The following is an 18,426-nucleotide window of genomic DNA, read 5'->3' as shown; positions in this document are numbered from 1 at the left end:
CCTCCGAACAGGCGCGATTGCGCCGTCGCCTAGAGTTGTCCCATGCCTGCGAAATCTGATCCCGCCGAACTCGGCGACGTCGAACCGCTTGCCGACAGCACTGCGCGCCAAGCCAGGCGCGTCGTCGCCGCCTACGCAGTCGACGCCGACGAATGCCGCGTTTTCCTGTCAATGCTCGGCATTGGACCCTCGAAGCTCGAGGCGTAAGTGAGTCGGGGGAGCGGCCGCAAGGTCAGCTCCGGGAATTCCGACTTCGTCGTGGTGGCCAACCGGCTGCCGATTGACATGGAGCGGCTGCCCGACGGCACCACGACGTGGAAGCGCAGCCCGGGTGGTCTGGTGACCGCCTTGGAGCCGCTGCTTCGCCGCCGCCGCGGCGCCTGGATCGGCTGGCCAGGCATACCCGACGCAGACCACGAGCCGATCGAGCAGGACGACATGCTGCTGTGCCCGGTCAGCCTGTCCTCCGAAGACGTCGCCGACTACTACGAGGGCTTTTCGAATGCGGCGCTGTGGCCGCTGTACCACGATGTCATCGTCAAGCCGACCTACCACCGTGAGTGGTGGGACTCCTACGTCGATGTCAACCGGCGGTTCGCCGAGGCAACGGCGAAGACCGCAGCCGATGGCGCCACCGTCTGGGTTCAGGATTATCAGCTCCAACTCGTCCCGAAGATGCTCCGAGAGTTGCGGCCCGACCTCACGATCGGTTTCTTTCTGCACATCCCGTTCCCGCCGATCGAGCTCTTCATGCAGATGCCTTGGCGCAGCGAGATCATCGAAGGTCTGCTCGGCGCCGACCTGGTCGGCTTTCACCTACCCGGCGGGGCACAGAACTTCCTGATCCTGGCCCGCCGGCTCGTCGGCGCCAACACGTCGCGTGCGACCATCGGGGTCCGGTCCCGCTTCGGTGAGATCGAGGTCGGATCCCGCACCGTGAAAGTAGGCGCTTTCCCGATCTCCATTGATTCAACGGCGCTCGACCAGCAGTCGCGGTCACGCGCGATCCGGCAGCGGGCCAACGAGATTCGCAAGGAGCTCGGCAATCCGCGCAAGATCCTGCTCGGTGTCGACCGGCTGGACTACACAAAGGGTATCGACGTCCGGCTGAAGGCATTCTCGGAGCTACTCGACGAGCACCGGGCCAACCGCGAGGATACCGTCCTGGTGCAGCTCGCGACGCCGAGCCGGGAACGCGTCGAGAGCTACATCGCGATGCGCGAGAGCATCGAACGGCAGGTCGGCCATATCAACGGCGAACACGGCGACATCGGCCATCCGATCGTGCACTACCTGCACCGGCCAATACCTCGCGACGAGCTGATCGCGTTCTTCGTCGCTGCCGACGTCATGCTGGTGACACCGCTGCGCGACGGCATGAATCTGGTCGCCAAGGAGTACGTCGCCTGTCGCAGCGACCTCGGTGGTGCACTGGTGCTCAGCGAATTCACCGGTGCCGCAGCCGAACTCCGTCAGGCGTATCTCGCGAACCCGCATCACCTCGAAGGCGTCAAGGATGCCATCGAGGCGGCATTGAATCAGACGCCCGAGGAAGGCAGGCGGCGAATGAGAGCACTGCGCCGCCAGGTGCTGGTGCACGATGTCGACTTGTGGGCAAAGTCGTTCCTCGAATCGTTGGCCGCGACCCGGGGAGACGCGGCTAAATCGGAGTGATGTAGCTGATCAACCACTTGCCGTCGATCCGCTGATAATCGACACGCAGGCGCGCTCCGTCATAGATCGGCTGTTCGCGGTTGTCTTTCTCCGAAACCGTCCGGTTGATGTAGACCATGACCGCTGCCGAATCACGCTGCGCATCAAGCACTCCGACGCCAACCACGTTGGCTTGGCTTACCAGTTCCCGCGCTCGGGCCTGCGGAATGATCTCGGCGTTCGCCCGGTCTTCAAACTCCCTGCGGTACTCGGGTGTAAGAAGGCTGTACGCGTCAATGAGGTTGCGCTCGACGGTCTTGTAGTCGTAGGTGAAAACGGTCGGAATTTGTTGCTGCGCAAGCGGTCCAAGCTCTGCGCGGGCGGCTTGCTCACCACGGATCTCGACCCGATGCCAATACAGCCCACCGCCGACCGCGGCCAAACTCACGAACGCAACAGCCACCACGCCGACGATGACCCGCACGACCCAGCGCATCAGTTTCCGCCGTTGGGGTAGTTGAGGTCGTAGGCGGTCATCCGCCCGTCCTCGTCTTCGTGCACGATGATGCGCAACCGATAGGGCTGTGACGGCCGATTATTGCCGTTCATGTCGCTGGCCGTGACCCGTGCCGACACCAATACCGCTGCGTTGTCACTGATCTCGTCGAAGCTCTCGAGCGCGGCACCGTTGATCACAGTCTCCGAACTGCCTCCGGTCTCCCGGAAGATCGCCTTGAGATTCTCGACGTTGTTGCCCTGACTGAACATGTCGCGCAAGGGCCCGCTGGTGCTGTCGTAGAACTGGTCGACGCTGTCGTCGATGGTGTCCGGCTTGAAACTGAACATGTTCACCACGGTCTGCGTCGCCGTGTCGACGAAGCGCTGGTTGCGCGCTTGAACTGCCTCGGCGTCGTTCTGCTGGACGATCAGCACGGCGACCGCGGCGCCCACCACGCTCGTCGCGACAAGCCCACAGGCCAGCGCCACGCGCGTGACGAGCCGACTGGGCGCCAACCGGCGTGGCGGCGGGGCGACAGCCTTGACGACCTTGGGCACGGGCGTTGCAGCGTGGGAATCCGCCGTCGAAACGCGCACGGCGGTGGCCTCGGGTACCTTGCCGTCGGTCGGACCAGCCGGCCGGGAAGCGCGCCGACGCACGGGCTTCCCCGGAGGTGTCGGGGTGGACGTCATTACACCTGCTTCGGATACAGCATCAGATCAAGCCAATTCTCTTGTGGCCGCATGTCAGCGACGCCGGGCGCGTACACCCCCGTACCACCGGCCGGGTCGATGAAGACGCCTGTGCGCTGATCGTACGTGCCGTAGGTGGTTCCACTGGCCGCAGGTGGCGCCGGCGCAGGTGCCGGTGCCGCAGATGGAAGTCCCGCGAGCGGCGCTGCCGCAGGTGGCAGTCCCGCAGGTGGTGGTGGCGCGGGCGGCGGCGGCGGACCGTAGGGCCCGGCGAAGATGTCCGGCGGATTGGTCGGATTGGTCGCCCAGCCCGGCGGGATCGCCGGCGGAGGCCACGCATTCGGATATGGCGCAGGCGGGATCCACGCCGTATACGGCGGCGGCGGCGGTCCCGAGTTCGGCGGGGGGATGTACGGCCACGGCTGATGTGGTGCCGGCCCCGGGCCCCTCGGCACGTCAGGCGGCAACAACCCCGGTGCGACGGGATATCCGGGGTCCGGATCGGCCTCCGGTGGGATATACGGGAACTTGTTGGGCGGCAGAATGTTTCGCCCATCCTCTGGCGTGTCGTCCTCCATGATGTCCGACGGCGTGCCGACCGGCACCGGCGGACCGCGCCACGGGTTGTTGCCGAGCGGAACGTAGCCGGCCGGGTCGCGGCACAGCTGAATCGTCGGGGCCCGCTTACCCGGGAATTCCTGGCACGGGTAGTTCCTCGCTCCACGCACCACGCTCGGATCATTCTGCGGGACCTTGCAGTACAGGTCCGTCGGCAGATCGCGAATGGTCGTGTCGCCCGGGGTGCGGATATCCGCGCCCGGCAAGAATCCGGTGATGCAAGGCGGCGGGTCGTTGATCGAGATCTTGAAGTCCTGCTTGCCGCCCTCGCTCACGGGAAGCTGGCCGCCGATCGTCATCAGCGACGCTTGTAGGGCGGGAAAGACCACCAGCGCCTGCTCGATCGACTTGTGATAGATGACGCCGACGCGGCCGAAATTGGCCAGGTTGGCCGCGAGCACCGGGAACGACGGGCGGATACCCGAGAACGTCTCGCTGGCCTCGGCGGCAGCTCCCGGCGCGGTGGCGAGCACGTTCCGAACTTGCGGGTCGGCGTTGGCCACTTCGGTGGTCAAGCGCGCAAGACCGTCGAACGACGACCGGATGTCCTCGCCGCTGCGGAGCTGCGCATCCAAGAACGGCCCGGCCTGGTCTATCAGCGTCGAGGTCTGCGGCCAGCTTGCGTTGGCCTCGTCGATAAGCGCCCGCGCCGACGAAAGCAGTCGCGCCAGTTCGGGACCGGAGCCGTTGAACGCCGCGAACGTCTCACGCAGCACATCCTGCAGCCGGGTGTTGTCGAGACTGCTCACCAAGTTGTCGGCCTCACGCAACAACTCGGCGACGTCCTGCGGGATCGCCGTGCGCTCCTTGGGGATGGTTGCACCATTCCGCAGCAGCCCCTGCGAGGCATCCGCGGGCGGAACGAAATCCACGTACTGCTCGCCGACCGCAGACACGCTCTTCACGGTGGCGGTGGAGTTCTCGGGAATCTTGACATCGCTGTTGATCCGCATGCGCGCGGCGACACCGTTGTCGGTCAGATTTACGGACTCGACCCGACCGGCCTGGACACCGCGGAACGTGACGTTGGCGTTCTCGTACAGTCCGCCGCCGGCCACGAAGTTCGCCGTGACCTCATACGTGCCGATGCCAAGCCGGGCGGGAACACGTACGTAAAGCAGAGCGATTGCGCCGACCGCGATCACGGTCACGATGGCGAAGATCCACAATTGGATCCGCGTTGTTCGACTGAACATTATTCCGCCGGCACCTCCTGGCCCGACGCAGTGCCAGCCGGAATCTTGAACGGGTCAGCGGCCTGCCCTGAGAGGTTTGCCATCTCTCCGGTGAGAAACTCCGGCGGGCTGACGACCTCTGCGAGGCGCTTCATGTTCGGGTCGAAGAACGACGTCGTGAAAATGGTCTCTCCGAGCCGGCGGATCGTCAGATCGAATGTCGAGAAGACGTTGAAGTAGTCGCCCCTGGCCACCTTGGGCAGGTTCTTACCGGGGAACGGGAACGTCGCCAGGCTGTCCAATCCCGACACCAGATCCGAGCGGTTGTCATTGAGCGGCTTGATCACCGAGTACACGTCGATGAAGTCCTGCGCGAAGTCATCTTTGGTTTCGGAAAGGACGCGCGACGCCACCGTGCCGAGGCGCTGCAGTGCGGCGAAAGTGTCGACGATGTCCGACCGGTTCTCGTTGAGGACCTTGAGCGCTCCCGGCAGAGTATCCAGCGCCCGACCGAGACTGTCCCTGCTGCGCGCGAGGACACTCGCGAATCGGTTCAGGCCTTCGGCCGTTGAAATGATGTCGTCGGTCTGGCGATTCAATGACGAGGCCAGTTCAGCGAGCCGCGGGATCAGGCCGGCGAACTGCCCCTCACGGCCGGCCACTGCGTTGTAGAGCTCCTGCGTGATGTCCTGCAACGCACCGAGGTTGCCCTTGTTGACGACCGTGCCCAAAGCGGAAAGCACTTCTTCCGTCGTGGGAGCGCGGCTGCCCTCGCTCAACGGAATCCGAAGCCCCTCACGCAGTTCGCCAACCGGCGGCTGGCCGACCGGAGGTGCCAGCGCAATGTGCTGCGACCCCAACAGCGATGTCTGCCCGACCCTGACCGTCGAGTTCTCCGGCAATCTGACGTCTTCGTCCAGAGACAGTTTCACCGCCGCGTAGAAGCTGCCGTCCTGGCGCTGGACTGCCTCGATCCCCGAGACACTGCCGACCGTGACGTCGTCGACCAACACCGGCGAGTTCTGTGGCAGCGTCGCAACGTCGGGCACTTCCACGGTGATCGTGAAGGAGCCCTTGCCGTGGCCTTTGGTGCCCGGCATGTCCAGCGAGTTCAGGCCGCCGAACTGGCAACCGGCCAGCAATACCGCGCCGGAGCCGATGGCCAGGGTCCGGGTGGTCGCGCGCCTGACTTTGACGCCCAATAGCTCGCGTGTCATTGTCCGCCTCCATGCGGGACGCCGGCCTCGGCCGGAAGCGGACCGGGTAGCGCCGGCGGCGCACCAGGAACAGCACCGGGCGGTGGACCTGGTGGCGGTACCACCGGGCCGAGCGAGTACGGCTGCGCGGGCGGTGGCGGACCGGGAACCGCAGGTTGGGGCAGCAGCAAGGCGCTGGGGTCTCCCGGATCGCCCTGCCGTGGCGGGAAGCGCCCGTCGGCCGGTATCCACTCCAGATACGGGATGTAGGTTTTCGCCTTGGCCTCGGTCGCCGGGGTGTCATAGATGACCTGGCCCTTGTACGCCGTGATCGTGTTGATCCCGTGCTCCATGAAGGGCGGGAAGTTCATCGCAAGGCGCTTCAGCACCGGAGCCATCCGCTGGCGGCAGATCTCAGATCGCTTGTCGTATTCGGGAATTCCCGCGCCGTCGAAGTTGCCGCAGATGAACTGCACCGGATTCTGGAACTCCGGCAGGCCGAGCAGACCGTTGGCGGTGCCCTGGGCCGGGTTGTAGATGTTGTAGAAGTTCACCATCGCGTTCGGAAGGACGTGAAAGATCTGCTCGACGTCTTCGGTCTGATTCGTCAGGATGCTGGTGAAGTCCGTCAGTCTGTCGATGTTGCCGATCAGCGCCTCGTTGTTCTCGTCGAGGAAGCCGCGGACGTCCGACAGGGCCTGGTTGAGGCTGCCGAGGGTGGCGTCCAACCCGACTGTGCTGTCGGCCAACACCTGTGAGACCGAGGCCAAATGCCCACTGAATTGCACGATTTGCTCGTTGCTGTTCGAAAGCGCTTCGACCAAGATCTGCAGGTTCTTCACCGTGTCGAACAGGTCGGTGCTCGAGTCACCCAGCCGCCCCGCGGTCTGCGACAACTCGCGCAAGGCATTCCGGAACGACTCTCCGTTGCCGTCGAAGGTATCGGCGGCCTGGTTGACGAACTCGCCCAACGGCCCCTGAACTTGGCCGGCCGCCGGCCCGAGCTGCTGGCTGAGCCTCGTCAGCTCGGTCTTGACATCGTCCCACTCCACCGGCACCGCGGTGCGTTCCAACTTGATGGTGGCGCCATTCCCCAACTCCGGGCCGTCCTTGTAGACAGGCGTGAGTTGAACGAACCGGGCCGCAACGAGATTCGGCGCCATGATCACCGCTCGGGCGTCGGCGGGCACCTTGACGCTGTCCTTCACCCTCATCGTGATCTTGACGGCATCGGCCTGAGGCGTGATCGATTCGACCGAGCCAACCGGAACGCCGATTACGCGGACTTCGTCACCCGGGTAGATGCCCGCGGCCGAATCGAAGTAACCGACAACCTGGTAGGTGGTCACTCGTGGCCAAATCACGTACAGGCCACCGATCAGCGCCACGACCAGCGCGCCGACGATTCCGAACCGCACCAGGCGGCTCATGGCGACTTCGGCTTGATGATCAGGCGCTCTTGGATGAACCCGCGCAGGAGGTCTGAGAGGCTGTCCGGAATCTTGCCCGGCTGGAAGTAGAGGTCCAAGAGCATGGCTTCCTGCGTATTGTTCGGTATCGCGTTGGGCAGGTTCACCATGAAGCCCGAACCCGAACCGACCGACTCGCCGAGCGCGGTGGCATACGGCGGCAAACGCTTGAGCGCCTCACTGAGGTGCTCACGGCGTTCGAGCAGGTTGTCCAACACCAGATTCAGTTTCCTCAGGGCCGGGCCGAATTCGCGGCGGTTATCGTCGACGAATCCCGAAATCTGCTGCGACACATCGTCGATTCCGGCGATCAAATTGCTCAGCGCGGTCCGCCGCTCATCGAGTGCGCCAAAGAGTTGATTGCCATCGGTGACGAGTTGATTCACCTGACCGGCGCGCTCGGACAGCACACCGGTCACCGACTTCGCGCGTGCCAACAGCTGGCCGAGCGCTTCGTCGTTGGCGTTGATGCTGCGCGACAGCGTCGCTACCCCGTCGAGCGTGCGGCGAAGCTCGGGCGTCGCGTCACGGAATGAATCAGTGAGTACACCCAACGCCTGGGTCAACTGCTCCTGATCGACCGCACCGGCGTTCTGACCGAGATCTGAAAGGGCCATGTTCAAGGTGTATGGAACTGTCGTGCGGGCCAGCGGAATTGAGGTCACCGACCCGCTTCCTTCCGGAGCGACCCCGAGTGACCTCTCCCCCAGCACGGTGTCGGTCCGGATCGATACGAGAGTCTGGTCGCCCAGCCGGATATCGCGATCGACGGTGAAAGTCACCTTTGCGACCTCACCGGCGAGGGCGACGTCACTCACTTTGCCGACCGTGATGCCAGAGATGTTGACGTCGTTACCCGGCGAGATTCCGCCGGCGTCGGCGAAGAAGGCCTCGTATGGCTTGCCTTGCGGAAAGAACGGCAGGCTGCTGTAGCCGAACGCGACGAGTACGACACACGCCAAGACCGCGATGCCGAAGATGCCCGCCCGGAGCGTCTTATCCATTTTCCGAGCACCTGCCCTTCGAAAGGTCCGGGACCCCGCCAATCGGCAGGAGAATGTCGCTGCCAGCCGGCCCGTTGAATTTGAGCGTCACTGCGCAGATGTAGTAGTTGAAGTACGACCCGTACGCACCAAGGGAATTGAGCCGGAGGTAATTCTCGGCCAACGGTTCGATGACTTGATTGACCTCGGCCTTACGGTTGTCGAGTTCAGTCGCCAACGGGCGAAGGTTCTCGAGCACACCCTGCAGCGGCCGTCGCGAATTGGCCAGCATGTCGGTCAGGTCGTTCTCCGCCGATGCCAGCGGCGGAATCGCTCCGGCGATCGGGTCGCGGCCCTCCGCCAGTCCGGTGACCAGCTTCTGCAACTCGTCCACGCTGGCGTCGAATTCGACGCTCTTCTCGTCAATGGTCCCGAGCACATCGTTGAGATTCTGGATCACGTCCGAGATCACCTGGTAACGATCGCCCAGAGTCTGGCTGAAACTTCCTGTCTCCGAAAGCAATCGCTGTAGCGCGCCGCCCTCGCCCTGCAACAACTCAAGGATGGCGTTGCTGATCTGGTTGACCTGCTCACCATCGAGACCCTTGACCACCGGCCGTAGACCGCCGAGCAGCGCGTCGAGGTCGAGCGCGGGCTGCGTGTTGTCCTTCGGAATGGTGCTGCCCTTGGGCAGCTTTCGGAGTTCCCCTGGGCCCGAGGTGATCTCTATGAAGCGGTCGCCGACCAAGTTCTCGTAGCGAATCAATGCCCGCGTCGACGAATACAACTGGTACTTCTTATCGAGAGTGAACGCCACATCGACGGTGTTGTCGGGATTCAGTTTCACATCCTCGACGGTGCCCACCGGAACGCCGGCGATCCGCACGTCGTTGCCGCCCTCGAGTCGCGACGCGTCGCTGAACGTGGCGTGGTAGCGGTTCGTCGAAGCGAACCGGAACTCGCCGAAGATCACTATCAAGCCGGCGGCGACCAACAGCATGGCCACCACGAAGATGCCCACCTTCGTCACGATTCCCCGGTGGCTCATCAGAAGTCGTCCCGTTCTGCGAATGCGCCATTGAAGAGGAACTGGAACGTCGACGGGGCGTCGACCTGTACCTCGGTGAACGGCTCGTACGGGATGAGCGCATTATCGGTGACCAGGAATGGTGACCTGAAGTAGGAGCCGCCGAACTGCATGCTCGGGATGTTCGGAAGGCCGCGGCAGTTGGGACCACCGGTCGCATTCACGATCGGCAGGCTCTCCGGATACGTGTACGACGGCACGCCCAACACGAAGCTTGAGCTGACCATTGCGCCGGGTTTGTATCCACCGAGGATGTCGGCACCCCGCTCACGGCCCTTCGCGACTCCCTGCACGATGCAACCGAGTACCGGCGAATAGTCGCCAAGCACCTTCAACGGCGCCCGTAGCCGCTGAATCGCAGCGATGTAGTCGTCTGCGCCCGGCTCCAGAGTGTCGGCTCCCTCGTTGGCAAGGCCGATGGTCGCGAGCAACGTGGCGTTCAAATTCTCCTGCTGATCGACGATCGTCTCGCTGAGCTTGGGCGCATTGTTGACGACAGTCACCAGGTCGGGAGCGGCATCGCCGTAGATGTTGGCCACCGTCGCCGTCTGGGAGAGAAGCGACTCGAATTGAGGCAGCTTTGGATTCAGCTGCGCGAGATACTGATTCAAGTCCCCGGTGGTCACGCCCAAGTCGTCACCGTGACCACGAAGTCCCTCGGCGATCGCCGACATCGTCGCGTTCAGGTGAATCGGGTTGATCTTGTTCAGCACCTCGATCAAGGTCTGGAACAAGGTGTTGGCTTCCAACTGCACCGACTCGGCCGCGACGACGGCGCCGGCGCGCAACGAGGTACCGGACGGCTGCTCCGGCGCAAGGAATTCCACCGACTTCGCGCCGAACACTGTGGTGCTCGCGATACGCACCGGCGCGTTAGACGGGACGAAGCGCAGTTCGCCCTTGTTGATGGCCAAGGTCAACTTCGCTTGATCACCCGTGTACGCGATGTTCTCGACTTTGCCGATCTGGATACCGCGGTACTTGACCTTGGCGTCTTGGTCCATGACCAAACCGGCCCGCGGAGAGGTGACCACCACGGACTCGGTCGGCGTGAACGCGGCGGAATACGCGAGATAGGTGAACACCGAGAACGCCACGATGATCGCGGCCAGCACTGCGGCGGCGATCCTGCTCGCGACGGTCCTCGACATGATTCTTTCTCCTCTAACCCGACAGGTTGAAGTTTCCGGTGGCCCCGTACACGGCCAAGGAGATGAACAAAGTGATGATGACAACGACGATCAGCGACGTCCGAACCGCCTTGCCCACAGCAATACCCACCCCGACGGGTCCGCCGGATGCATTGAAGCCGTAGTAGGTGTGTACCAGCATCACGGCGATCGCCATCACGATGGCCTGAGCGAAGGACCACAACAGATCTGTCGGTATCAGGAACGTGTTGAAGTAGTGGTCGTACAGTCCGCCGGACTGTCCGTTGACGTAGACGGTGATCGTGCGGGCCGAGAAGAACGCGGCCAGCACCGATAGCGAGTAGAGCGGGATGATCGCGATCATGCCGGCGACCAGTCGAGTGGAGACCAGGTAGGACACCGAGTGCACGGCCATCGCTTCGACGGCGTCGATCTCCTCGGCGATGCGCATCGCGCCCAGTTGGGCGGTGGTGCCTGCGCCGATGGTGGCGGCGAGCGCGATGCCCGCGATGATCGGCGCGACGATGCGCACGTTGAGGTAGGCGGACAGGAAGCCGGTCAGCGCCTCGATGCCGATGTTGCCGAGTGACTCGTAGCCCTGCACCGCGATGACACCGCCGGAGGCCAGCGTCAGGAAGGCCGCGACACCCACCGTGCCGCCGATCATCACCAGCGCGCCGGTGCCCATCGTCATCTCGGCGATGTTGCGGATCGTCTCTTTGCCGTAGCGCCGCACGGCGTTTGGCATGTACCGGATCGATTCGGCGTAAAACAACGCCTGCTCGCCAAAGGTGTCGACGGCGCGTGGCAGCCAACCGAACGCCCGCCGCATCCGGAGCGTCATGTCGTAGTTTCCGATCTGGCTCATCAGTGGAGGACCCGAACGCCGATTGCAGTCATCAGCACGTTGATGACGAACAGGCAGATGAAGGCATAGATGACGGTCTCGTTGACGGCCTCTCCGACGCCCTTGGGTCCGCCTTTGACAGTGAGGCCGCGATAGCAGCCGACAAGGCCAGCCATCACACCGAACAACAGCGCCTTGACTTCTGAGATCACCAACTCGCCCAGCCCGGTCAAAATGGTCAGACCGTTGATGAACGCGCCTGGGTTCACCCCCTGCAGGAGCACGGAGAAGACGTACCCGCCGGTCAGGCCGATTGCGATCACCAGACCATTGAGAAGCAGCGCGACGGTGGTCGACGCCAGCACGCGAGGCACCACAAGCCGCTGAATGGGATCGATGCCGAGCACCCGCATGGCGTCGATCTCTTCACGGACGGTGCGGGCACCCAGGTCGGCGCAGATCGCCGTCGCGCCTGCGCCGGCGATGACGAGCACCGTGGAGATCGGACCCAGCTGCGTCACCGTGCCGAACGCGGTACCGGAGCCGGACAAGTCCGCGGCGCCGATCTCTCGCAGCAGAACATTGAGGGTGAACGCGACAAGCACAGTGAACGGAATCGAGATCAGCAGCGTCGGGATGAGCGCAACCCGCGCGATCATCCAGGTCTGGTCGAGGTACTCGCGGAGCTGAAAGGGGCGCCGGAAGATCTTGACGAAAGTATCCAAGGACATTTCGAAAAAGCCACCCACGGCCCGAGTCGGTGCCGCGAGTTGTTCGATCAACCTCGGGCTCCATTTCTCGAAGCGGGGCGGTCGGCACACGCTCGCGTTGGCGAATACTTCGCATCTCGTCGCGGCCGCGGGCCGTACACCCCTGGTTTAAGCACTGCTCTTAGTGAGCCGGATCATACTAACTAGAACACGTTCACAGTGTCAAAGAACTCGAAAAATGGTCCAAATTGTTACATCAGCCCTGTTCAGAGGCGGTGTGATGCAGACCATGCTAGAACGTGTTCTAGCCGCCCGGGTTGCCATCGACGAAGATTGGTCAACCTTATGAATTCATAATGTCAGTCGCTGCGAAATTCGCATCGGAGTCGCGTTCAGCAAAGTAGTTCTGCAACGTTATTGACAGGTCCGCAGGTTTCCAGGCGTCGTCCAGCGCGCTGAACTGAGCCTCTACCGTCGGCGCCGCCACAAGCGTCACGGTAGGACCGTAGACGATGAAGAGCTGTCCGTTGACGTCTTTCGCGGCAGGCGACGCCAGGAAGTTCACCAATGTGACGACATGCTCGGGCGACAGCGAGTCGATCTGCCCCTCGGCCAGTTCCGGCGCCTCGCCGAACACGTCGGCCGTCATCGCCGTGCGGGCGCGCGGTGCGATCGCGTTGGCCCGGACGCCGTACCGCTCCAGGGCACGCGCCATCGTCAGGGTCAGCGCAGTGATGCCGGCCTTGGCGGCGCCGTAATTCGCCTGACCGACGGGTCCAACCAGCCCCGCCTCCGACGACGTATTGATGACGCGGCCGTACACCTGGCCCGCCCCGTCTCCTCCGGCCGCCTTGGCTTTACTCCTCCAATACGTCGCCGCGTTGCGGGTCAATAGAAAGTGACCGCGCAGGTGGACGGCGATGACCGCATCCCAGTCCTCGTCGGTCATGTTGAACAGCATGCGGTCGCGCGTGATGCCCGCATTGTTGACCACGATGCTCAAGCCACCCAGGCCGTCGGCGGTGGACACCAGCTCGTCGGCAGTCGACCGCGCGCTGATGTCACCGGCGACCGAAACCGCCTTGGAGCCTGCCGCGACGATCTCGTCGATCACGTCGGAGCGGTCCAACGCGCCGGCGATGTCGTTGACCACCACCGTGGCTCCCGCGCGCGCCAAGCCGATGGCCTCGGCGCGGCCCAAACCCGCGGCGGCACCGGTCACCACCGCGACCAGGCCGGAAAGATCAGTCGCATCTGCAGTCATTTATGAATACCTCTAGTCTCTGCGGATCAGGGCTGCTCGCGGGCACTCGGCGATCGACTGCTCCGCCAGGTCCTCCTGGTCGTCCGGTACGGGGTCAGCCTTGACTACGGCGTAATCCTCGTCGTCAAGATCGAACAGGTCGGGGGCAATTCCGACACATACGGCGTTGCCTTCACAACGGTCACGGTCCACTTCCACTCGCATCACGCACTCCTCGCGCTCAGGGCTACTTTGCGCAGCCAGTGTGGCACCGGCCTGGACCCCAAGACTAGAACGTGTTACAACCGGGAGTGAAGTCGGGCTGGACTTCGGTTCGAGCCTGGGTGCACGTACGGGTGCCACTTAGAGAAGTTAGGACAAGACGATGCGGATCGGCTACACCCCAGAGCAGGAGGAGTTGCGCCGCGAGTTGCGGTCGTACTTCGCCAAGCTGATGACCCCCGAGCGCGCTGAGGCGCTGGCCTCCAGCGACGGAGAGATGGGCCGGGGCAACGTCTACCGCGACACCGTCGCCCAGATGGGCAAGGACGGCTGGCTGACACTGTCGTGGCCCAAGGAGTACGGCGGTCAGGCGCGCCCGCCGATGGACGGGCTGATCTTCAACGACGAGGCCTCGATCGCGAACGTCCCCGTACCGTTCCTGACGATCAACAGCGTCGCACCGACGATCATGCATTTCGGTACCGAGGAGCAGAAGAAGTTCTTCCTGCCCAAGATCGCCGCCGGCGAATTGCACTTCGCTATCGGATACTCCGAGCCAGGTGCCGGCACCGATCTGGCCGCGCTGCGGACCACGGCGGTGCGCGACGGCGACGACTACGTGATCAACGGTCAGAAGATGTGGACCAGCCTGATCGCTTACGCCGACTATGTCTGGCTCGCGGTGCGCACCAACCCCGACGCCAAGAAACACCGCGGCATCTCCATGCTCATCGTGCCGACGACGGCGGAGGGCTTCTCGTGGACTCCGGTGCACACGATGGCAGGCGTCGACACCAGCGCCACCTATTACCAGGATGTGCGGGTGCCGACTTCCAGCCTTGTCGGTGAGGAGAACGCGGGCTGGAAGCTGGTCACCAACCAGCTCAACCACGAGCGCGTCGCACTGGTGTCCGCGCAGCCGATCTTCTCGGCGCTCGACGGTGTCCGCGAGTGGGCGCAGAACACGAAGGATGCTCACGGCAGGCGCCTGATCGATTCCGAGTGGGTGCAGCTGAACCTGGCGCGGGTACATGCCAAGGCCGAGGTGCTCAAGCTCATCAACTGGGAGCTCGCCTCCGCCACGGATACCGCGCCCTCACCCGCCGACGCGTCGGCCGCGAAGGTCTACGGCACCGAACTGGCCACGGAGGCCTACCGGCTGCTGATGGAGGTGCTCGGCACCGCTGCCACCCTGCGCACGAACACCCCCGGCGCGCTGCTGCGGGGCCGTATCGAACGCATGCATCGCTCATGCCTGATCCTCACCTTCGGTGGCGGCACCAACGAGATTCAGCGCGACATCATCGGCATGGTCGCGCTCGGCCTGCCCAGGGTCAATCGGTAAGGACTGAGAAGACAATGGATTTCAAGACGACTGAAGCGTCCGAGGATCTCGGCGGACTGGCGCGCACCATCACCGAGTCGGTCAGCACACCGGAACGCCAGCGCGAACTCGACGGCCTCGATGAACGCTTCGACAAGACCCTGTGGAACAAGCTGATCGAAGCCGACATCCTGTCCACGGCTGCGCCGGAGTCCCTTGGCGGTGGTGGGTTCGGAACGCTGGAGCAGGTCGCGGTGCTCGTCGCACTCGGCAGGCAGATGGCTGCGGTGCCCTACCTGGAATCGGCGGTGCTCGCCGCGGGCGCCCTGGCGAAGTTCGGATCTGATGCGCTGCGACTCCAGTGGGCGGTGCCCGCGGTCAACGGCGAGAAGATCCTGGCCGTCGCGCTAGACGGCGAGATGGGTGAGGGCCCAGTGCAGGCCAGTGCGAGCAGTGAAGGGTTCCGGTTGACCGGCAGCCGCACTCAGGTCAGCTACGGCCCCGTCGCCGACGCGTTCCTCGTCCCCGCCGAAACCGATTCGGGCACCAGGGTCTTCGTGGTCGCCGCCTCCGATCCCGGGGTAACCGTCGAATCGCTGAGCACCACCGGGCACGGCAGCGTCGGGCACCTCGAACTGCACGGTGTCGAGCTGGGTGCGGACCGAGTCGTGGGTGACTCCGAGGGAAACTCTGTCGTCGGCTGGCTGACCACGCACGGCACACTGGGCCGCAGCGCTTTTCAGCTCGGCGTGGTGGAACGGGCACTCGAGCTCACGTCCGAATACGCACGCGAGCGTGAGCAGTTCGAGCGACCGATCGGCAGCTTCCAGGCCGTCTCTTCGCGGCTGGCCGACGGCTACATCGATGTCAAGGCATTGCGGCTGACGGTGACGCAGGCAGCGTGGCGGCTGTCCGAGGACCTCCCCGCCGACGTCGAGGTCAACACGGCGGCGTTCTGGGCAGCCGAGGCGGGGCATCGCGTCGCCCACACCACCGTGCACGTTCACGGCGGAGTCGGGATCGACACCGACCACCCGGTGCACAGGTACTTCCTGGCGGCCAAGCAGACCGAGTTCGCGGTCGGCGGGGCAACCGGGCAGCTACTCCGCATCGGTCGCGAGCTGGCCGATACCCCCGCTTGAAGCCGGCGACGGGAAGCGCGCTTCCCACCGTAACCTCGCTGATCACACCGCTGGTCGACGTCGAAGACCGCGGGGTGTACTTCGAGGACACGTTCACGTCCTGGCGTGAGCACATCGCCAACGGTGCTGCGGTGGCGGCGGCGTTGCGCGCCCGCATGGATCCTGACCGGCCGCCGCATGTCGGCGTCCTGCTGCAGAACACCCCGTTCTTCTCGTCGGTTCTGGTGGCGGCGGGTCTGACCGGGATCGTGCCGGTGGGCCTGAACCCGGTGCGCCGTGGCGCGGCATTGCAGCGCGACGTCACCCATGCGGATTGCCAGGTGGTGCTGGCGGATTCGGCTTCGGCGGCTGTTGTCGGCGATATCGAGCACATCGACGTCGACTCGCCGGAGTGGGCCGCCGAGGTTGCGCCGCACGCCGACGAACCGGTCGTCGGGTATGCCGCTGACCCGACCGACCTGTTCATGTTGATCTACACCTCGGGCACCAGCGGCGACCCGAAGGCGGTCAAGTGCAGCCACGGCAAGGTCGCCGTGGCGGGCGCGATGATGACGCAGCGGTTCGAGCTGGGCCCCAGTGACATCTGCTACGTGTCGATGCCGCTCTTCCACTCCAACGCGGTGCTGGTCGGCTGGTCGGTGGCCTTTGCCTCGCAGAGCTCACTTGCATTGCGGCGCAAGTTCTCCGCGTCGCAGTTCCTCCCGGATGTCCGCCGCTTCGGCGCCACGTACGCCAACTACGTGGGCAAGCCGCTGTCCTATGTGCTCGCCACTCCCGAGCAACCCGACGATGCCGACAATCCGCTGCGCGCCGTTTACGGCAACGAGGGCGCACCAGCCGACGTCGAGCGGTTCGCCCGCCGATTCGACACGCTGGTGATGGATGGCTTCGGTTCGACCGAGGGCGGTATCGCGATCGGCCGCACACCCGACACTCCGCCTGGTGCGCTGGGCCCGTTGCCCGAAGGCACCGAGATCCTCGATGTCGAGACCGGCGGACCCTGCCCACCAGGTGTCACCGGCGAGCTGGTCAACACCTCTGACGCAGGGCGTTTCGAGGGTTACTACAACGATCCGGAAGCCGATGCCGAGCGCATGCGCGGCGGGGCGTACCACAGCGGTGATCTGGCCTATCGCGACGAAAACGGTTACGCGTATTTCGCGGGGCGGCTCGGCGACTGGATGCGGGTCGACGGTGAGAATCTCGGTTCGGCGCCGATCGAGCGGGTGGTGTTGCGCCATCCCGACGTCGTCGAAGTCGCGGTGTACGGGATACCGGCGCCCGACGTCGGCGATCAGGTGATGGCGGCGGTGGTGCTGACCGACGGCGCGTCGTTCGACCCGGAGCAGTTCCGCGCATTCCTCGCCGAACAGACCGACCTCGGCCCCAAGCAGTGGCCGTCGTTCGTGCGAGTGGGCACCGACCTGCCGCGCACCGAGACGTTCAAGGTGATCAAGCGCCAGCTGCAGGCCGAGGGGACCACCTGCAACGATCCCGTGTTCCCGATCAGTCACTGACGGCCCGATCAGAAAGTGCGATGCGGGACGCCGCTGAGCAAACCGCCCGCGGTATACCTCTGTCATGTTGACTGAATCGCCGTTGTGGTTGGTTCTCGATCTCGTCGGTACCTTCGCATTCGCGCTCAACGGCGCGCTGACCGCGGTACGCGCCGAACGCCTGGACATTGTCGGTGTCGTCACGCTGGGCATGTTCACCGGCCTTGGCGGTGGCACCATCCGTGATGTACTGCTCGATGCGCTGCCACCGGCCACCTTCGTGGACTGGCGCTACTTGGCACTCGCGTCGGCAGGCGGCCTGATTGCCTTTGCGCTCAGCCGTGTTCTCGACCGACTGGCCACCGTTATCAATGTTCTCGATGCCATCGGGTTGAGCGTCTTTGCGGTGCTAGGTGCCTATAAGGCCCTCGATATGGGATTCGGTGTGGTGCAGGCGATCCTCGTCGGTGCGATCACGGCCGTGGGGGGCGGCACCATTCGCGACGTGCTGATCGGCCGGATCCCCACAGTGCTTCGTAGCGAGCTCTACGCGATCCCGGCACTCGCAGGGGCGGGCTGCGCGGCAGCGGCCAACAGCTTCGGCTACCACGGGACAATAGCCGCGCTCGGTGCAGCTCTGGTTTGCTTCGCCATCCGCGTGGTCGGCATTCGTTTCGACCTGCACGCACCACAGGCGCCGGGCTACCGCCACTACGAGTGAGAGGGCGCATCCGAAATTCGGGCTAACCTCGGATGCTCTTCTGATGACTTATCTGCTTCGTGTCAACCACGGAGCATGTCCCGAGTCGCGTGGAATTTGGGTGACGATCCACGATGAACTCTAGGCGGCGGCACCGACAGATTTGGTGTCGGCGCCGGTGTCGGGGTGAGCGTGTCGGCGCAGGGCGTCGACGAGCTG

Annotated in this window: 18 protein-coding genes; 6 read left to right on the top strand and 12 right to left on the bottom strand. The window is 64.3% G+C overall.

Going from position 1 to position 18,426, the window contains the following annotated elements; genetic code table 11:
• Positions 1–42: 42 nt before the first annotated feature.
• Positions 43–207 carry a hypothetical protein gene (locus tag CSQ99_RS06915; RefSeq protein WP_006246462.1) on the top strand — a complete coding sequence of 55 codons (165 nt, stop codon included), beginning with the start codon at positions 43–45 and terminating at the stop codon, positions 205–207.
• On the top strand, positions 208–1,674 hold the full coding sequence (locus CSQ99_RS06910; RefSeq protein ID WP_099038331.1) for an alpha,alpha-trehalose-phosphate synthase (UDP-forming): 1,467 nt from the start codon (positions 208–210) through the stop codon (positions 1,672–1,674). It begins immediately after the preceding gene.
• Here CSQ99_RS06910 and CSQ99_RS06905 read toward each other — a convergent pair.
• The 12 genes from CSQ99_RS06905 to CSQ99_RS06850 all read right to left on the bottom strand — a co-directional run bounded on the left by CSQ99_RS06905 (position 1,661) and on the right by CSQ99_RS06850 (position 13,548).
• Complete coding sequence (locus CSQ99_RS06905) at positions 1,661–2,149, bottom strand: mammalian cell entry protein (RefSeq protein ID WP_099038330.1); 489 nt, start codon at positions 2,147–2,149, stop codon at positions 1,661–1,663. The genes CSQ99_RS06910 and CSQ99_RS06905 overlap by 14 nt on opposite strands.
• A complete protein-coding gene (locus CSQ99_RS06900) occupies positions 2,149–2,844 on the bottom strand; it encodes a mammalian cell entry protein (RefSeq protein ID WP_099038329.1) in 696 nt (231 codons plus the stop codon). The genes CSQ99_RS06905 and CSQ99_RS06900 overlap by 1 nt, the downstream gene beginning before the upstream one ends.
• A complete protein-coding gene (locus CSQ99_RS06895) occupies positions 2,844–4,658 on the bottom strand; it encodes an MCE family protein (RefSeq protein ID WP_099038328.1) in 1,815 nt (604 codons plus the stop codon). The genes CSQ99_RS06900 and CSQ99_RS06895 overlap by 1 nt, the downstream gene beginning before the upstream one ends.
• The gene (locus CSQ99_RS06890; protein WP_099038327.1) at positions 4,658–5,854 is read right to left on the bottom strand and encodes an MCE family protein; all 1,197 of its coding nucleotides are present in this window, start codon (positions 5,852–5,854) and stop codon (positions 4,658–4,660) included. Before CSQ99_RS06890 ends, CSQ99_RS06895 begins: the two co-directional genes overlap by 1 nt.
• On the bottom strand, positions 5,851–7,263 hold the full coding sequence (locus CSQ99_RS06885; RefSeq protein WP_099038326.1) for an MCE family protein: 1,413 nt from the start codon (positions 7,261–7,263) through the stop codon (positions 5,851–5,853). Before CSQ99_RS06885 ends, CSQ99_RS06890 begins: the two co-directional genes overlap by 4 nt.
• The gene (locus tag CSQ99_RS06880) at positions 7,260–8,306 is read right to left on the bottom strand and encodes an MCE family protein (RefSeq protein WP_099038325.1); all 1,047 of its coding nucleotides are present in this window, start codon (positions 8,304–8,306) and stop codon (positions 7,260–7,262) included. The genes CSQ99_RS06885 and CSQ99_RS06880 overlap by 4 nt, the downstream gene beginning before the upstream one ends.
• Positions 8,299–9,333 (bottom strand): MCE family protein, encoded by a 1,035-nt coding sequence (locus CSQ99_RS06875; protein ID WP_099038324.1) that lies wholly within the window; start codon positions 9,331–9,333, stop codon positions 8,299–8,301. Before CSQ99_RS06875 ends, CSQ99_RS06880 begins: the two co-directional genes overlap by 8 nt.
• On the bottom strand, positions 9,333–10,523 hold the full coding sequence (locus tag CSQ99_RS06870) for an MCE family protein (protein ID WP_099038323.1): 1,191 nt from the start codon (positions 10,521–10,523) through the stop codon (positions 9,333–9,335). The genes CSQ99_RS06875 and CSQ99_RS06870 overlap by 1 nt, the downstream gene beginning before the upstream one ends.
• A gap of 13 nt (positions 10,524–10,536) precedes the next feature.
• Positions 10,537–11,391, bottom strand: coding sequence for an MlaE family ABC transporter permease (locus CSQ99_RS06865; protein ID WP_099038322.1), 855 nt, complete (start codon positions 11,389–11,391; stop codon positions 10,537–10,539).
• Positions 11,391–12,152 carry an MlaE family ABC transporter permease gene (locus CSQ99_RS06860; protein ID WP_099038321.1) on the bottom strand — a complete coding sequence of 254 codons (762 nt, stop codon included), beginning with the start codon at positions 12,150–12,152 and terminating at the stop codon, positions 11,391–11,393. Before CSQ99_RS06860 ends, CSQ99_RS06865 begins: the two co-directional genes overlap by 1 nt.
• Positions 12,153–12,423: 271 nt before the next feature.
• Positions 12,424–13,344 (bottom strand): 3-oxoacyl-ACP reductase, encoded by a 921-nt coding sequence (locus CSQ99_RS06855; protein ID WP_099038320.1) that lies wholly within the window; start codon positions 13,342–13,344, stop codon positions 12,424–12,426.
• Between the two features lie 12 nt (positions 13,345–13,356).
• Entirely contained in the window at positions 13,357–13,548 is a 192-nt protein-coding gene (locus tag CSQ99_RS06850; protein ID WP_006246475.1) for a ferredoxin, read from the bottom strand.
• Between the two features lie 160 nt (positions 13,549–13,708).
• Here CSQ99_RS06850 and CSQ99_RS06845 point away from each other — a divergent pair, with 160 nt between their 5' ends.
• The 4 genes from CSQ99_RS06845 to CSQ99_RS06830 all read left to right on the top strand — a co-directional run bounded on the left by CSQ99_RS06845 (position 13,709) and on the right by CSQ99_RS06830 (position 18,228).
• Positions 13,709–14,890 (top strand): acyl-CoA dehydrogenase family protein, encoded by a 1,182-nt coding sequence (locus tag CSQ99_RS06845; protein WP_099038319.1) that lies wholly within the window; start codon positions 13,709–13,711, stop codon positions 14,888–14,890.
• 14 nt (positions 14,891–14,904) lie between these two features.
• Entirely contained in the window at positions 14,905–16,011 is a 1,107-nt protein-coding gene (locus CSQ99_RS06840; RefSeq protein WP_099038318.1) for an acyl-CoA dehydrogenase family protein, read from the top strand.
• Positions 16,008–17,528 carry a long-chain-fatty-acid--CoA ligase FadD17 gene (fadD17, locus tag CSQ99_RS06835; RefSeq protein WP_099038317.1) on the top strand — a complete coding sequence of 507 codons (1,521 nt, stop codon included), beginning with the start codon at positions 16,008–16,010 and terminating at the stop codon, positions 17,526–17,528. Before CSQ99_RS06840 ends, fadD17 begins: the two co-directional genes overlap by 4 nt.
• A gap of 64 nt (positions 17,529–17,592) precedes the next feature.
• Complete coding sequence (locus CSQ99_RS06830) at positions 17,593–18,228, top strand: trimeric intracellular cation channel family protein (RefSeq protein WP_099038316.1); 636 nt, start codon at positions 17,593–17,595, stop codon at positions 18,226–18,228.
• Positions 18,229–18,426: the final 198 nt, after the last annotated feature.

Origin of the sequence: Mycobacterium neglectum (genome assembly GCF_002591975.1) — a bacterium.
GTDB lineage: Bacteria > Actinomycetota > Actinomycetes > Mycobacteriales > Mycobacteriaceae > Mycobacterium > Mycobacterium neglectum.
This window is presented reverse-complemented; position numbering and strand designations above follow the sequence as displayed.

Excerpts from the sequence above, each read along its gene's own strand:
- CSQ99_RS06915 (WP_006246462.1), top strand. The coding sequence starts at position 43 with ATGCCTGCGAAATCTGATCCCGCCGAACTCGGCGACGTCGAACCGCTT.
- CSQ99_RS06905 (WP_099038330.1), bottom strand. The coding sequence starts at position 2,149 with ATGCGCTGGGTCGTGCGGGTCATCGTCGGCGTGGTGGCTGTTGCGTTC.
- CSQ99_RS06900 (WP_099038329.1), bottom strand. The coding sequence starts at position 2,844 with ATGACGTCCACCCCGACACCTCCGGGGAAGCCCGTGCGTCGGCGCGCT.
- CSQ99_RS06895 (WP_099038328.1), bottom strand. The coding sequence starts at position 4,658 with ATGTTCAGTCGAACAACGCGGATCCAATTGTGGATCTTCGCCATCGTG.
- CSQ99_RS06890 (WP_099038327.1), bottom strand. The coding sequence starts at position 5,854 with ATGACACGCGAGCTATTGGGCGTCAAAGTCAGGCGCGCGACCACCCGG.
- CSQ99_RS06885 (WP_099038326.1), bottom strand. The coding sequence starts at position 7,263 with ATGAGCCGCCTGGTGCGGTTCGGAATCGTCGGCGCGCTGGTCGTGGCG.
- CSQ99_RS06880 (WP_099038325.1), bottom strand. The coding sequence starts at position 8,306 with ATGGATAAGACGCTCCGGGCGGGCATCTTCGGCATCGCGGTCTTGGCG.
- CSQ99_RS06875 (WP_099038324.1), bottom strand. The coding sequence starts at position 9,333 with ATGAGCCACCGGGGAATCGTGACGAAGGTGGGCATCTTCGTGGTGGCC.
- CSQ99_RS06870 (WP_099038323.1), bottom strand. The coding sequence starts at position 10,523 with ATGTCGAGGACCGTCGCGAGCAGGATCGCCGCCGCAGTGCTGGCCGCG.
- CSQ99_RS06865 (WP_099038322.1), bottom strand. The coding sequence starts at position 11,391 with ATGAGCCAGATCGGAAACTACGACATGACGCTCCGGATGCGGCGGGCG.
- CSQ99_RS06855 (WP_099038320.1), bottom strand. The coding sequence starts at position 13,344 with ATGACTGCAGATGCGACTGATCTTTCCGGCCTGGTCGCGGTGGTGACC.
- CSQ99_RS06850 (WP_006246475.1), bottom strand. The coding sequence starts at position 13,548 with ATGCGAGTGGAAGTGGACCGTGACCGTTGTGAAGGCAACGCCGTATGT.
- CSQ99_RS06845 (WP_099038319.1), top strand. The coding sequence starts at position 13,709 with ATGCGGATCGGCTACACCCCAGAGCAGGAGGAGTTGCGCCGCGAGTTG.
- CSQ99_RS06840 (WP_099038318.1), top strand. The coding sequence starts at position 14,905 with ATGGATTTCAAGACGACTGAAGCGTCCGAGGATCTCGGCGGACTGGCG.
- CSQ99_RS06830 (WP_099038316.1), top strand. The coding sequence starts at position 17,593 with ATGTTGACTGAATCGCCGTTGTGGTTGGTTCTCGATCTCGTCGGTACC.